At 63.2% G+C, this 15,267-nt stretch carries 11 protein-coding genes; 7 read left to right on the top strand and 4 right to left on the bottom strand.

Going from position 1 to position 15,267, the window contains the following annotated elements; all coding sequences use genetic code 11:
- Nucleotides 1-16: 16 nt before the first annotated feature.
- Nucleotides 17-1,543, bottom strand: coding sequence for a permease (locus AC0L27_RS36530; protein WP_354255946.1), 1,527 nt, complete (start codon nucleotides 1,541-1,543; stop codon nucleotides 17-19).
- Nucleotides 1,540-2,328, bottom strand: coding sequence for an ABC transporter ATP-binding protein (locus AC0L27_RS36525; protein ID WP_473322620.1), 789 nt, complete (start codon nucleotides 2,326-2,328; stop codon nucleotides 1,540-1,542). Before AC0L27_RS36525 ends, AC0L27_RS36530 begins: the two co-directional genes overlap by 4 nt.
- 224 nt (nucleotides 2,329-2,552) lie before the next feature.
- On the opposite strand from AC0L27_RS36525, the gene AC0L27_RS36520 reads away from it, so the two are divergent.
- The 6 genes from AC0L27_RS36520 (at nucleotide 2,553) to AC0L27_RS36495 (ending at nucleotide 9,378) form a co-directional block, all read left to right on the top strand.
- Nucleotides 2,553-3,428, top strand: a complete 876-nt coding sequence (locus tag AC0L27_RS36520; RefSeq protein ID WP_007605146.1) for a branched-chain amino acid ABC transporter permease — start codon at nucleotides 2,553-2,555, stop codon at nucleotides 3,426-3,428.
- A gap of 4 nt (nucleotides 3,429-3,432) precedes the next feature.
- A complete protein-coding gene (locus tag AC0L27_RS36515) occupies nucleotides 3,433-4,584 on the top strand; it encodes a branched-chain amino acid ABC transporter permease (protein ID WP_275170767.1) in 1,152 nt (383 codons plus the stop codon).
- Nucleotides 4,581-5,339, top strand: a complete 759-nt coding sequence (locus tag AC0L27_RS36510; protein WP_275170769.1) for an ABC transporter ATP-binding protein — start codon at nucleotides 4,581-4,583, stop codon at nucleotides 5,337-5,339. Before AC0L27_RS36515 ends, AC0L27_RS36510 begins: the two co-directional genes overlap by 4 nt.
- Nucleotides 5,340-5,343: 4 nt before the next feature.
- Nucleotides 5,344-6,132, top strand: coding sequence for an ABC transporter ATP-binding protein (locus AC0L27_RS36505; RefSeq protein ID WP_354207933.1), 789 nt, complete (start codon nucleotides 5,344-5,346; stop codon nucleotides 6,130-6,132).
- Between the two features lie 130 nt (nucleotides 6,133-6,262).
- A complete protein-coding gene (locus AC0L27_RS36500; RefSeq protein WP_473322599.1) occupies nucleotides 6,263-8,101 on the top strand; it encodes an AMP-dependent synthetase/ligase in 1,839 nt (612 codons plus the stop codon).
- Nucleotides 8,102-8,178: 77 nt separating this feature from the next.
- Nucleotides 8,179-9,378, top strand: a complete 1,200-nt coding sequence (locus AC0L27_RS36495) for an ABC transporter substrate-binding protein (RefSeq protein ID WP_354207676.1) — start codon at nucleotides 8,179-8,181, stop codon at nucleotides 9,376-9,378.
- A gap of 106 nt (nucleotides 9,379-9,484) precedes the next feature.
- Here AC0L27_RS36495 and AC0L27_RS36490 read toward each other — a convergent pair whose 3' ends face one another.
- A complete protein-coding gene (locus AC0L27_RS36490) occupies nucleotides 9,485-10,609 on the bottom strand; it encodes a lysozyme inhibitor LprI family protein (RefSeq protein ID WP_354207678.1) in 1,125 nt (374 codons plus the stop codon).
- A gap of 216 nt (nucleotides 10,610-10,825) precedes the next feature.
- Complete coding sequence (locus tag AC0L27_RS36485) at nucleotides 10,826-11,557, bottom strand: transglutaminase-like cysteine peptidase (protein WP_473322596.1); 732 nt, start codon at nucleotides 11,555-11,557, stop codon at nucleotides 10,826-10,828.
- Between the two features lie 620 nt (nucleotides 11,558-12,177).
- On the opposite strand from AC0L27_RS36485, the gene AC0L27_RS36480 reads away from it, so the two are divergent.
- Nucleotides 12,178-15,267, top strand: a 3,090-nt coding sequence (locus tag AC0L27_RS36480) for a FecR domain-containing protein (protein WP_473322593.1), incomplete at its 3' end; no start/stop codon positions are given.

Below are 15,267 nucleotides of genomic sequence, written 5' to 3'. Positions count from 1 at the left end.
CTCACGCCGCCCATTCTTACTCCCGCCGCGGGCTGAACTTCCAGGTGAGGGTGACGAGGCTCGCGGTGATCAGGCCGCTGACGAGACCGACGATGGGGAGCGTGAGCACCAGCGCGGCGCTGGCAGCCCAGCCGATCGAGGAGAACGCCTCGGCGACGGTCGCAAGCCGCGACGAGGTCTGGCGGCGGCGGAATTGGCTGCGCCGGGCCTGCACCCGGAACCAGAGCTGGATGGCGGTGGCGGAGGCCGCGCTGACGATGACCGCACCGGCGCTGACCGCGGCCTGGAACGGCGAGGCGAAAGCGAGTGCCGCGACCAGCGGGCAGAAGATGATGGCGATCGCGATCAGCACCACCTCGATCTTGGCGCGAATGACGCTGGACGGCGTCAGGGGCGCGGTCGCAACCAGGTCGGGCGCGTCCTCGCCCGAGATCGTCAGCCAGGCAAGCCCGCCGGCGAGTTGACCCGCCGCCATGACGATGACCGGCGTGATCAGCGTCAGCGCCGCGGAGCTGTCGGCAAAGTTGCGCCAGAGCAGCAGCGCCGGCGGCACCAGATAGAGCAGCTGCATCAGCGTCTGCGAGATCAGCCAGGGATCGCGCCAGAGCAGCGAAAATTCCTTGCGCCGCAGGGCATGCTGCCGCGATCCGCCGCGGAACGGGCGCTCCTTCGCGCTGCGACGGCCGGCCGCGCCATAGGCGGCGGCATCGATCGCCGTGTCTGCAAAGCGGCCCGAGAAGATCGCCATGACGCTTCCGAGCAGCACGAGCCCGAGCGCCAGGAGCAGCAGAAGCGCTTCGGCGTCCCCCATCGCCGCCCGCGCCGGCCACCACCAGATGCTCTCGGCATCGGGCGCATAAGTGGCCAAGCTACCCGAGGTCAGGATGGTGAAGCGCGACAGCGTCCCATAGGACATGATCGCCGCGACCTGGAGCGCGATCACGAAGCCGGCGCCGATGATCGCAGCGAGGATCTGTGCGACGAACCGTGTCCGCGCCGGACCGATCAGGCGAAACAGCAGGATCGTGACGGCGATCGCGATCGCTGCGGCCGACAGGCCCATGGCGACGACGACGCCGAACGCTGCAAGCCAGCGCGCGCCGCCTCCGAACACCAGCACGTCGATGAAGGGCGTCGAAAACAGCAGCGCCATCACCGTGACGGTGAGCGCGATCGCGGCGATGCGCACCGAGAACAGATTGGCCAACGTCGCAGGTGAGGACATGATGAGGTCGAGATCGGCGCGTGCGTAAAACACCCGCGTCACCGATTCGATCGCCTGTGACAGCATCAGCGTCCAGGCGAGAAAAATCGTCGCCGAGATCACGATCAGCGAGGATTTGTCGAGCGGCAATTGCAGGTCGGCGAAGCGGCCGATCACCGCCCAGGCCGGCACGTGCAGCAGCGCCGCGAAGCACAGCAGGCCGATTACCGCGGCACGCGTTCGTTTGCGCCGCCCGCCGGTCATCATGGCGAGCCATTCGCGCCAGGCGAGCCGGAGCTCGTGGCGGGCGAACCAGGACAGCGCAGTGGCCGAGCTCATGCGGCTTCCTGCAGCGTCACCAGCGCGATGAACAGATCTTCCAGGCTGGTATCGGCGTGCCCGTTTTGCTGGCGCAGCTCGGTCAGCGTGCCTTCGGCAACCAGGCGGCCGGCTGCGATCACGCCGATGCGGTCGGCCATGCGTTCGGCGACCTCGAGGATATGCGTGGTCATGATGACGGTGCAGCCGGCGCGGACGCGCTCGCTCAGGAGTCCCTTGACATGGCGGGCGGAGACGGCGTCCAGTCCCGTCAACGGCTCGTCGAGGATGATGAGGCGGGGATCGTGCACCAGTGCGCCGGCGAGCGCGACCTTCTGGCGCATGCCCTTGGAAAAACCCTCGCAGCGTTCGTGCCGGTGCGGCTCGAGCCCGAGCGAGTTCAGGAGCTCGGCGGCGACCGGTTCCGAGCCCGATGGTGCGATGCCCCACAGACCGGCCACGAATTCGAGATATTCGAGCGGCGTGAGCTTGTCGTAGATCATGGGCTCGTCGGAGACCCACGCCATCACCTGCTTGGCGGCGACGGGGTTTTCGAGCGCATCAATGCCGAAGATGGAGACGGCGCCGGCATCGGGCCGCAAAAGGCCTGCAACCATGCGCAAAGTGGTGGTCTTGCCGGCGCCGTTGGGGCCGACCAGCGCATAGAATTCACCGGCATGGATGGTGAGATCGAGGTTATCCACCGCCAGACGGTCAAAACGCTTCGTTAACCCCATGACTTCGAGCGCCGAGTCATCCCGCTTTATCACGGCCACACCTTGCGGTTTTGCATCGCTCGCGACCATGCCCCGAAGATGTTTCGGCACCGTGAATCGCGCTACCGCAAATTCCGTCATCCGGATTGGACTAATGGCAAGTCACCGTTTGTTGACAGCGCTGGGCGGTTCAGGCTGAATTGGCGAAGGGACGAATGGCGCGAACGCAGCGAAACGACTGCGTAGCGACTGAACACAAGATGCGGCAAGGCGGTCTGGAAGAACCGCCGGTTGTATCGGGAGGATGCGCGACGATGCTGGATTTCGTTCAGCAGCTGGTCAGCGGTGTTGCGCTCGGCTGCGTCTACGGCCTGATCGCGCTCGGCTTCGTACTCGTCTACAAGGCCACCGAGGTCGTCAATTTCGCCCAGGGCGATTTGATGATGCTGGGCGGCTTCTTTGCCTTCACCTTCATCGGCATGATGGGGCTGAACTACTGGGTCGGCTTTGCCGGCGCGGTGGCGGCGATGGCGCTGTTCGGCATGCTGGCCGAGCGCGTGGTGGTGCGGCCGATCCTCGGCTATCCGCAATTCTCCATCATCATGGCCACCATCGGGCTCGGCTATTTCCTGCGCTCGGTCTCCGGCATGATCTGGGGCACCGACGATTTCAAGATCGATACGCCGTTCAGCCAGGGCGTGCTGCGGATCGGTTCGCTGGTGCTCGCCCATGACAAGCTCTCGGTGATTGCGGCGACGGTCATCCTCTGCGCGCTGCTCTGGCTGTTCTTCAACAAGACCACGCTCGGCACCGCGATGCGCGCCAGTTCCGAGAACATGCTGGCGGCCTATTACATGGGCATCCCGGTCAAGCGCGTGGTCTCGATCGTCTGGGCGATCAGCGCGGCGGTTGCGACCTGCGCCGGCGTGCTGCTGGCGCCGATCACCTTCATCCATTCCAATGTCGGTCTGGTGCTCGGCCTGAAGGCGTTCCCGGCCGCCGTGCTCGGCGGCTTCGGCTCGATCCCCGGTGCTGTCGTCGGCGGCGTCCTGATCGGCGTCATCGAGAGCATGGCCGGCTTCTATCTGGCCGAGGGCTGGAAGGACGTCGCGCCCTACATCGTGCTGCTCGCCGTGCTCTTGCTCAAGCCCGAAGGCCTGTTCGGCCTTCACGTCCGCAAGAAGGTCTGAACGCATGCGCTTCCTGTTCAAGACCGACTACGAGGACGACATCCGGCTGTTTCCGCATTCGGGCTATTACGTCTCATACGGTCTTCTGCTGGCCGTGCTGCTGATCGCGCCCTATGTGCTCTCCAGCTATCTGATGAGCCAGCTCGTCTTCGTCTGCATCTACGCGACCGTCGGCGTGGCGCTGCTGATCTTGACGGGTTTCACCGGGCAGGCCTCGCTCGGGCATGCGGCGTTTCTCGCGATCGGTGCGTATACGGCGGCCTATTTGCAGAAATATGGTGTGCCGTTCCCGGTCTACTTTCTCGCCGCCGGGCTCCTGACCGGGCTGATCGGTGCGCTGGTCGGCTTCCCCGCGCTGCGGCTGCAAGGCATTTATCTCGTCATCGCCACCATCTCCTTCGCCTTCATCGTCGAGGAGATTCTGGCGCGCTGGGAGAGCGTCACCAACGGCAACGAGGGCATGCGCGTCAAGGCGGTGTCGCTGTTTGGGGTTGCAGTCTCACGCGACAGCCCCACTTTCTATTTCCTCTGCCTCGCAGTGCTGGTGCTGACCATCGTCGGTACGCTCAACCTGTTGCGTTCGCCGACCGGGCGCGCCTTCGTCGCGATCCGCGACAGCGAGACCGCGGCGCGCAGCATGGGCGTCAATGTCGCGCTGTACAAGGTGAAGTCCTTTGCGATCTCCGCGGCGATCACCGGCTTCGCCGGTGTGTTGTTCGCGCACAAGCTCTCCTTCATCTCGCCGGAGATGTTCACGCTGCAGCTTTCGATCGAGTTCATCATCGTGATCCTGATCGGCGGCACCTTCAGCCTGCACGGCGCGGTGCTGGGGGCGATCTTCATCGTGATGATCGATCCGTTCCTGACCTACCTCAAGGACGATATGCCCGGCATCATCGCCGGCATTGCAGCGACCTTCGGAGCGGGCACGCAAGCCGCCGCCAACGTCCAGTCCAAGGTCGCGGCCTTTGCCTCGCTCAACGGCCTGAAAGGCGCGATCTACGGCATCATCATCGTATTGTTCGTGCTGTTCGAGCCGCTCGGGCTTTACGGCCGCTGGCTCAAGATCAAACTCTTCTTTCAGCTGTTCCCGCTCTACAAGCGCGCCACCTTCAAGCGGCAGAAGATCTACGTGAAGTCGGAGCGCAACCGATGAGCTATTTTCGCGCCGAGAGTTTGTCGCTGCATTTCGGCGGGTTGAAGGCCGTCGATGCGGTGTCGTTCGCGGTCGAGAAGGGCGAGATCCTCTCGATCATCGGGCCCAACGGCGCCGGCAAGAGCTCGATTTTCAACCTGATTTCGCGGATCTATCGGCCGACCTCAGGTCGCATCTTTTTCGAGGATCAGGACATCACGGAACAGCCGCCCCACGACATCGCAAGGCTCGGCATCGCCCGCACGTTCCAGAACATCGAGCTGTTCGAGAATGCAACGGTGTTGTCGAACCTGTTGGTCGGCCGCCACCGGCATTCGACCACGCAGCTCTGGCAGGAGCTGTTGTTCCTGCCGGGCGTACGCGCCGACGAGAAGGTGCATCGCCGCAGGGTCGAGCAGGTCATCGAATTCCTCGATCTCGAGCCCTACCGCGACAAGCTGATCTCGGGGCTGCCTTACGGCGTGCGCAAGGTGATCGAGCTGGCGCGCGCACTATGCTCGGAGCCGAAGCTGATCCTGCTCGACGAACCGTCCTCCGGCCTCAACGTGGAGGAGACCGACGACATGTCCTTCTGGATCCGCGACCTGAAGAGCGAACTCGGCGTCACCGTGCTCATGGTCGAGCACGACATGGCGCTGGTCAACCGCGTCTCCGACCGCGTCATTGCCCTGAACTACGGCCGGGTGCTGGCCATGGGCTCGCCCGCCGAAGTGCAAGAGCATCCCGATGTTGTCGCCGCCTATCTGGGAGCCTGACGCAATGGATGCCGTGGCGACACCAGACATCATCCTGAAACTCTCCAATATCGAGAGCTATTACGGGCCGATCATGGCGATCCGCGGCATCTCGCTCGAAGTGCCGCGCGGCCGCATCGTCACGCTGCTGGGCGCCAACGGCGCCGGCAAGACCACGGTGCTGAAGACGATCTCGGGCATTCTCGATCCGCAGAAGGGCGCCATCGAGTTCATGGGCAAGTCGATCCAGCGCATGGAGGCGGACAGGATCGTGCGGCTGGGCCTCAGCCATGTGCCGGAGGGACGCGAGGTGTTCCCGTTCCTCTCCGTGCGCGAGAACCTGATGATGGGCGCCTACCCGCGCAAGGATCGTAACGGCGTCGCGGAAGATCTGGAGCGCGTCTACGGCTATTTCCCGCGGCTGAAGGAGCGCATCAACCAGCCGGCCGGACAGCTCTCCGGCGGCGAGCAGCAGATGCTTGCGATCGGCCGCGCGCTGATGAACCGGCCGACGCTGTTGCTGCTCGACGAGCCCTCGCTCGGGCTGTCGCCGATCCTGGTGAAGGAGATCTTCGCCATCATTCGTCGCGTCAATGAGGAGCAGGGCATGTCGATTCTGCTGGTCGAGCAGAACGCCAAGGTGGCGCTGGAGACGGCCCACTATGGCTATGTGCTGGAGATCGGCCGGATCGTGATGAACGACAGCTGCGACCGCTTGATGCATTCGAAGGACATCCAGGAATTCTACCTTGGCGCCAAGGAAGCGGGCGCACGAGGCGAGCGGCGCTGGAAAAAGAAGAAGACTTGGCGTTAGAAGACTTGACGTTAAGATTTGGCGTTAAGATTTGGCGTCAGAGGAAGCCTTAAGTACCAGAGTCCATCCGCCAAAATAGACCGCCGGCAAGGCAGGCAGCGGAGGGGAACGCGACAAGGAGGAGACGTGCATGGCCCGACCGGCGGTGCTGACGGTCGCTGACACGATCGCGAAAAGCTTTTTGCGCGCCGCGGAGACGCGGGGTGACAGGCCGGCTATACGCGAGAAGAAATTCGGGATCTGGCAGCCGACCAGCTGGCGCGAATGGCTGGAGATCTCGAAGGAGGTCGCCTACGCGTTGCACGCCATCGACTTCAGGCCCGGCGATGTCGCTTCCATCATCGCCAACGCCGTGCCGGAATGGGTCTATGTCGATATGGGCATTCTGTGCGCCGGCGGCGTCTCTTCCGGAATCTATCCGACCGATGCCTCATCCCAGGTCGAATATCTCGTCAACGATTCCCGGACGAAAGTGATCTTCGCCGAGGACGAGGAGCAACTCGACAAGATCCTGGCCTGCCGCGCGCGCTGTCCGTCTCTGCGAAAGGTCATCGTGTTCGACATGGAGGGCCTCAGCGGCTTCTCCGACGACATGGTGATGTCGCTCGACGAGTTCCGTGCGCTCGGGCGCAACCACATGCTCGGCCGCGAGGCGCTGTGGCAGGAGATGGTCGGCAGTCGCGGCGCGAGCGATCTCGCGGTCCTCGTCTATACATCCGGCACCACGGGCCCGCCCAAGGGCGCCATGCACGCCAATCGCAGCGTCACGCACCAGATGCGGCACGCCAACGATTTCATTCCGGCGCGCGAGGATGAGGACCGGCTCATCTTCCTGCCGCTCTGCCATGTCGCCGAACGGATCGGCGGCTATTACATCTCGGTCGCGCTCGGCTCGGTGATGAACTTTGCCGAGAGTCCGGAGACCGTGCCGGACAACCTGCGCGAGGTGCAGCCGACCATCTTCCTCGCGGTGCCGCGCATCTGGGAAAAATTCTATTCCGCCATTACCATCGCGCTGAAGGACGCGACCCCGCTGCAGCGATGGGTCTACCGGCGCGCCATCGACATCGGCTATCGCATGGTCGATTGCAGGATCGAAGGGAAACCGCCGCCGCTGTCATTGCGTATCGCGAACGGCATCGCTTACCGGCTCACATTCCGCAACATTCGCCGCATGATTGGGCTCGACCGTTGCAGCATCGCCTTCACCGGCGCAGCGCCGATCGCACCGGAGCTGATCCGCTGGTTTCTCGCGCTCGGCATCGACATTCACGAGGTCTACGGCCAGACCGAAAATTGCGGGGTCGCCACCATGATGCCGGCGGAGCGGATCAAGCTCGGCTCGGTCGGCAAGGCGGTGTCGTGGGGTGAAGTGGCGCTGTCGCCCGACGGGGAGATCCTGATCAGGGGCGACTTCTTGTTCATGGGTTATCTGAACCAGCCGGAGAGGACAGCTGAGACCATCGACCATCGCGGCTGGCTGCATACCGGCGACGTCGGCACCATCGACAATGAAGGCTTCGTCCGCATCACCGACCGGATGAAGGATATCATCATCACCTCCGGCGGCAAGAACGTCACGCCGTCCGAGATCGAAAACCAGCTGAAATTCTCGCCCTACATCTCGGATTCCGTGGTGATCGGCGACAAGCGGCCATACCTCACCTGCCTCGTGATGATCGACCAGGAGAATGTCGAGAAATTCGCGCAGGACCACGACATTCCCTTCACCAATTATGCCAGCCTGTGCCGCGCGACGGAGATCCAGGACCTGATCTGGCGCGAGATCGAATCGGTGAATGCCAATTTCGCCCGCGTCGAGACCATCAAGAGGTTCTATCTGATCGAACGCCAGCTCACTCCGGAGGACGAGGAGCTGACGCCGACCATGAAGCTGAAGCGCGGCTTCGTGAACAAGCGTTATGCCGCCGAGATCGACGCGATGTATCCGACGCGGGCGGTGGCTTGAACAATCTTGTTTGAATAACAGCGAAGGAGTGATGGCCCCACCCTTCGCATCATAGGGCCCCAAGAGAGGAGACGTCAATGTCGAGATCGTTGAGAACGTTCGGCTTTGCGGCAGGCGCGGTGGTGCTCACCTGTTTGCCGGCCGCGGCGCAGACCAAGGTCACCAATGAGGGCATCTCGGCCTCCGAGATCGTCATCGGCACCCATCAGGATCTGTCGGGGCCGATCAAGGGCTGGGGCGTGCCAGTCTCGAATGGCATGAAGATGGCGGTCGAGGAGATCAACGCCGCCGGCGGCGTCCAGGGACGAAAGATTCGGCTTGTCGTCGAGGACAGCGGCTACGATCCGAAGAAGGCCGTGCTCGCATCGCAGAAGCTGATCGAGCGCGACAAGATCTTCGCAATGGTGGGGGCAATGGGCTCGCCGACTGTCCTGGCGGCGCAGGATATCCTGCTCGACGCCGGCGTGCTTCAGCTCTTCCCGCTGACGGCGGCGGAGTTCACGTTCAAGTTCGATCCCGCCAAGCCGCAGGAGCGGCTGAAGTTCAACAATCTGCTGCCCTATGTCGAGAGCACGCGGGCGGCGCTGAAATACATGATGGAGTGGAAGAACTTCAAGAAGCCCTGCATCATGCATCAGGATGACGAGTACGGGAAGAACGTGCTCGACGGCTTCAACCAGCAGCTCACTGCCATGAAGGTCCAGCCGGCCTCGATCACGAGCTACAAGCGCGGTGCGTCCGACTTCAGCGCGCAGATCGCCAAGATGAAGTCCGACAGCTGCGACCTCGTCGTGCTCGGCGCTGTGCTCCGTGAGCCCATCGGCGCGATGACGGAAGCCAAGAAGCTCGGCTGGGACGTCACCTTCCTCGGCGCGACGCCAACAAACGTGATGGAGGTGCCCATGCTCGGCAAGGAGGCCGTCGAAGGGCTCTATGCGGCGTCCGGATTCGAGATTCCCTACGAGGACACGGCAAAGGGCAAGGTGAAGGACTGGCTGGTCAACTACAAGAAGATGTTCAACACCGATGCCAACACCCAGGCCATCATCGGCTACAACGCGGTGACGACGTTTGCGTTCTACGCCAACAAGGCGGGCAAGGATCTGACCGGGCAGAAGATGCTGGACGCGCTGGAATCGGGCGACAAGTTCCTCGACATCTTCAACTCGCCGCCGACCAAATTCTCCAAGACCGACCACCTCGCCAACACCATCACCCAGGTGCAGCAGGTCAAGGGCGGCCGCTGGGTTCTGGTGAAGGACAATCTGATGTTTTGATCCGAGTGAGGGGGTTCTCCGCGTCTAACTGTCAACGGATTCGCTCAAGCAGCTCCTCACCCCAACCCTCTCCCCATAAGAACGGGGAGAGGGAGAGGACAGAGCCCTACGATCCCCCGCCCGCGGTGCCTGAATTCACCGGAGCCAGTTCATCTTCCCGGCAGCGCCAGCCATCGGCGGCTTTCACAAACGCAAATGTGCGCTGGATCCTGAGGCGGCGTGTGACGTTGAAGGCGTCTGCGGAGCGCTCCTTGTTGCCGACGCCAGGCTGCGGACGACCCGTTCTGGCGTCCCAGCAGGTGCCCGTGCACGTCGTGGCGACCTTGCTGCAGGTGGCGAAGGGCGCCAGAACGGCCATCTCGATTTCGCCCGTGACTTGCGCCTCCTGCTCGCCCACCTGGCTGTCGAGCGCGTAGACGCGGTTGATGCGGAGGAAGTTGCCGCAGGAATTGGCCGCGTGGATTCGCGCGGCGCAGAAGTCGACGGCATCGGTGTCGGGCGCGCGGGCTGCGACCTGCCGGCCAAACACCTTCTTCGGATCGCCTTTCGCCGCGCCAATCTCGTCGGCCTTGTGCTTCAGGTAGCCGGCGAGACAGTCCTCCGCGGACTCGAGCTCCCCAAGCGGCACGTTCTCCTTGCCGACCAGATCGCATCTGCGATCGCGCTCCCGCGTCCACCGGCCATATTCGGCGAAGGCAAACCGCGCCGCGGTCGGATCAAGCTTGCCGATCAGGCCGAGGACATGGCTGTTCAACTCGGTCTCGGCAAGCGCCAGCGACGGGTCCGCACAGATCAGCGCGCCCGCGGCGGTGTTGGCGGCGAGACAGTCGAAATCCGGATCGCGTACGATCGCTGCGCGCTCATCGGTCACCTTGAGAAGACACGCCTTCACCCGGTTGAAATCGTCGGCGCGGATCGCGGTCTGGCCGACGATGCCGCAACCGAGGTTGCGCTGGCGGATCCAGATCGCGTTCTCCTCGATCCCAGGCAGGCGATCGGGCAGGCGGGCAAGCCGCGCCTCGATTCCTGTGCTCAGCTTCTCGGCGGCGGCGGCAAGCTCGGTATCACCGCAGAACAATTGATTGCCGGGATCGCGGATCTGCTGGCAGTTGTTCCTGGCGAACAGCGGCAGCCTGTCGGCGACGGCGCGATCGGACGGGCCGGATTGCGCGAAGCCTGGAGCCGCCGGCGAGGCCAGCAGCGCAAGCACAGTCAGCACGATGAACCGCATTCCAGTCGCCCCCGCATAGCCGCGGCCATGCTAGCGTCCCGGATCGCACTGTGGAATGGCTTTGTGGGTAAGCGTACTTTGTGCTGGTAGCCTGGATGGAGCGCAGCGCAAACTCGGGATTCGTGCGACAGGCGGCAGCGGCCCCGGATTTCGCGGAGCCTGTCATCGGGCGGCGCTGTGCGCCGACCCGGTGGCTCCATCCGGGCTTCAAGAAAATCAATGCGCGTCGACGGCGACCATCGAGAACTGCACGGGTTCGTCGACATATTTCATCACGGCCGACCGGTAGAGCACGAACAGCGGCTGGTAGCTCTGTGCAGCGTCGTCCTCGACCATTGCCATGCGGCGGTTGTCGAGCATCAGCCAGTGACCGTCGAGCCGTGCGGCAACAACCGCATGCTCTTCGCCGGCCCTGACGTCGCGCACCACGACGATGCGGAGATCTTCGGTGGCGACGCCCGCGAGCTTAAGGGCGGCGAGCTTGGCAATGGCATAGTCCTCACAATCCCCGGCGCCGCGCGCAAAAGTCGCGAGCGGCGAGCTCCAGACGTCCTCAGAACCGTCATCGGCGGCACGAATGGCGAGGTTGATGGCGCGATTGGTTTCGCCCAGCAGAGCGCGGCCGTCACGGCTGCGGGCCTGGTCGACGATGGCGAGCAGTTTCAGCGCAGCGGGCGAGGCGCAATTCTCCCGGTCGCCGTCGCACAGCGCGAGTTGCACCATGTCATCGTCGAGCCTGGACCTCAGCGCGAGCCATTTCTGTTGCAGGCTACCGGCGGAGATGGCGAAGGCGAACACGCCGAACGGCTCGGCGGATTTGCGCACGAGGACGCTGGCCCCCGGCGACAGCAGCGTGCCAGCGCGAAGCTCGGCGGCCGATCCGAGCAGGATCAATCCGCACAGCACAAGGATTGCGCGCCAAGCGCGCGAACGAGCAGCGGTCTCCATCTGACATCCCCTTCCAGCTTCGCCAGGTCCCCCTCGACCTGTACGTGCCGGGCTTTGTTGCTTTCGGGGAGATAGTGCGAGGCAGGCGGTTTTGTTCTGCTTAACGCGCCCGGCTGGGATCCCAAAACCGGGCAACAGGCTGAAACGGGTCTGCTCAAATTGCGTAAAATTTTACGATTCGCCGGCTAGCAGGGCGGCGGTTGCCGCGAAGAGCGACCAATTGCAGGCACAAGTTGTCCTGGAACTGATTCTGCGCCTTATGGCTAACGGCTCGCTATTTCACGAGTTCTGTTAGTTGGATCACGGATTTGGCTCGGTATTTGCCGCAAGGTGGTGCGGGGTACCACGAACAAAAGATGACAAAAGTATCTATTGTAGGATTTCTACAATGGAGTACACGGGGTGACTTGAAATGAGCGGAAATAAGCGCTGCTTTACTTATGAATATTTCAAAAATTACTTTGCCTTCTCTGCGGATGCCCCGCCGCGCGGGAGCATCGACCGCTTGGTGATGCGAAATCACACAAGCAATAGGTGGTTTCGCTAAGGACTTGGTAATGATATGCAAGTTTAGGCGAGCGATACTTACTTAGATTTTAACTCCTTTTTTGGTGCCCGGATTGAATTACGCTGGCAAATTTGACGCCGCGATTTCCTTGGACGGCTTGGGTTCCCGATCGCCCGCCGATGGCCATGTCGATTCCTTTATCGCGAAGGCACACGGTCACGTGCCTGATGGCGCATTCGTGGTTCCCGACCCGAACCTGATCTTCAACGGCGATTTCAAGCGCGCCGGTCTCGACCTTGTGCTGTCCCATGATGGGCACGATTTCGTCGTTCACGATTATTTCAGGGGCGACAAGCGCGCGGCGATCGCCTCACCCGACGGCGCGCACCTCACCGGGGACGTCGTCAACGCACTCACCGGCCATGTGCAATATGCGCAGACCGCTTCCGGCATTGCCGCCGCCCAGGTCATCGGCCACGTCACGAAGCTCTCCGGCAGCGCGACCGCGGTCCGCAACGGCGTCTCCGTCATCCTGAACAACGGCGACAACGTCGAGAAGGGCGACGTGGTCTCGACCGGTGGCGACTCGACGCTTGGCATCACGTTCATCGACGGCACGGTGTTCGGCCTGTCCTCTAATGCGCGGATGGTGCTGAACGAGATGGTCTACGACCCCAACGGGTCGAGCAACTCCTCGCTGCTGAGCTTGGTCGCCGGCACCATCACCTTCGTCGCCGGCGAGACCGCCAAGCACGGCGACATGAAGATCGACACGCCGGTCGCCACCATGGGCATCCGCGGCACGGCGGTGCTGACCCAGATCAACTTCGTTGTTCCCGCCGGCGGCGGCGATCCGCAGCCGCAGGCGAGCTTCCAGGTGCTGGTCGAGCCGAACGGCACCACGGGCTCCTACATCCTGTTCGACAAGGTCACGCTGCTGCCGATCGCGACAGTCAACCAGGCCGGCCAGATGATCCAGATCAGCGGCGGCAACGTCTCGATCTCCAATGCCCTGATGTCGCCGGACATTCAGAAGCTGATCACGGACGTGTTCACGCTGAAGTTCACGGACAACAACAGCAACACCAAGCTGACCCAGAACTTCACGGACTCGATCACGCAGACCGGCAACATTGTCTTCATCAAGACGGACACCGGTGCCACCGCGACCGCGACCTTCACGCATCTCCCTGAGCCGACATCGCAGGGGTCCGGCCATGATCCGTCGACCAGCACCCGCATTCCCGGCCCGCCCCTTGCGCGCAGCCTCGATCTCAACGGCAATGTGAAGAAGGCGTTCGAGCTGACCGAGCACGCCAACGCGACCGGCGACCGCGCGGACGCGTCCGGCGACACCGTGGGGCCCGACGAGATTATCTTCCGCATCACTTTCGTCGACCAAAACCTTGGCGACCGGCCGACGGTAAGCATAGACCTGGGTGACGCGCCGAACTATGTCTACAAGAACGCCGGCCAGCAGGATGTCACCGGGACGCTCTCAGCACTCCAGAAGCAGGACATCGCGGCAACGCAGGCCCAGATCAGCGTCGCCGCAGCCGCCGGTAACAACAACAACGGTTCGGCGGACCTGACCTACAGGATCCCCGACCACGTCTTCGACTTCCTCGCGGCGGGTGAAACGCTGACGCTGACCTACAAGGTCCGCGTCAACAATAATTTCTCGGTCAATCCCGAAACGTCGACCATCGACATCACCATCACGATCACCGGCACCAACGACAAGCCGGTGATCACCAGCAGCGTTCCGGTCATCATCTTCGAAGGCGGCACCAGCGTGCCGGGTGGCCCGCTCACCAGCGATGTTCCGACGACGGGCACGCTGAGTTTCGACGATGTCGATCTCACCGACAAGCATACGGTGTCGGTGGCGTTGACCAGCGCGACCCTGCCGGATGGCACCGTTCCGCCGGGGCCGCTCGCGGCGTTCCAGAGCGCGATGTCAGTCGCGATCGCGGCGGGTGCCGACAGCACCGGAGACGGTACCGGCACCATCAACTGGTCGCTGGCTGACCTGCCGGTCTATCTCGCCGACTTCATCCCCAAGGGTGAGGTGCTGACGCTGGTCTACACCGTGACGCTCAAGGATGCGCAAGGCGCCACTTCGCAGCAGACCATCACCGTCACGATCACCGGCACCGACGCTCCCGCCGTGGTGTGGATCGCGACCGACAAGCCCGGCGCTCCCTCCGGCGGCTTCTGGAAGGACGCCGCGAACTGGGCAACCGGCACGGTCCCGACCATCAATGACGACGTCATCGTTATCACCGATCAGTTGCACGGGCTGACGCCGTCCTATCCGGTGACGATCGACACCGCGGCCTACGCCAAGTCGATCACGATGAACGACTACGACACCACGGTCGGCCACACGGCGCCGGAAGTCATCAACAAGAGTGCGTTGACGATTGCGGGCGAGGTCAGCCTCAAGGCCGATTCGAAGCTCACAAATTTCGCGGCAAGTACGATCTCGGTTGGTGGCAAGGCCGAGTTCCTGGACAGTAGCGTCCTCACCAATGCCGGCTATCTGACGCTCAAGGGCGGCGGCGATTTCGCCAGCGGTACCACGATAACTAATTCCGGCACGATCGAGCTGTTCGGCGGCACGCTGACGACGCTCGCCACGATCCACAATGCCGGCGGCACGCTGAAGGCCGATGCCGGCACGACGCTGATTGTCGACAGCGCGACGGTCGACGGTGGCACCGTGACGATTCTGGGCACGCTGGAGCTCGACGGCACCAGCCTGATCGAGAACGGCACGCTGAACAATTCAGGGGCAGTCAACGTCAAGGGCACAGCGGAGTTCGCCCACGAGACCGTCTCCAACGCCTCCGGCGGCACGATCAAGGTGCTGGCGAATGGCTGGCTGACGATCGACCAGGGCTCGACAGTCGCCAACAGCGGCAACGTCACGGTCGATGCGACCGGCAAGCTGACGGTGAACGGCGCGACGATCAGCGGCGGTACGATCGACGGTCTCGGCACGATCGACGTCACTGGCGCCAGCACGATCGATGGCGGCTCCACGCTGAGCACCGCCACAGTTACTGCCAATGCCAAGCTGACGCTGGACGGCATCACGGTGTCGGGCTCCACGATCACGGACAATGCCGGCATCGAGCTCGACAACACCGTCAAGCTCAAGGACGGCGCCAGCATCCAGGGTGGCGCGGTCGCCAAT

It is taken from the genome of Bradyrhizobium sp. Ken51, from assembly GCF_055807435.1.
This window is presented reverse-complemented; position numbering and strand designations above follow the sequence as displayed.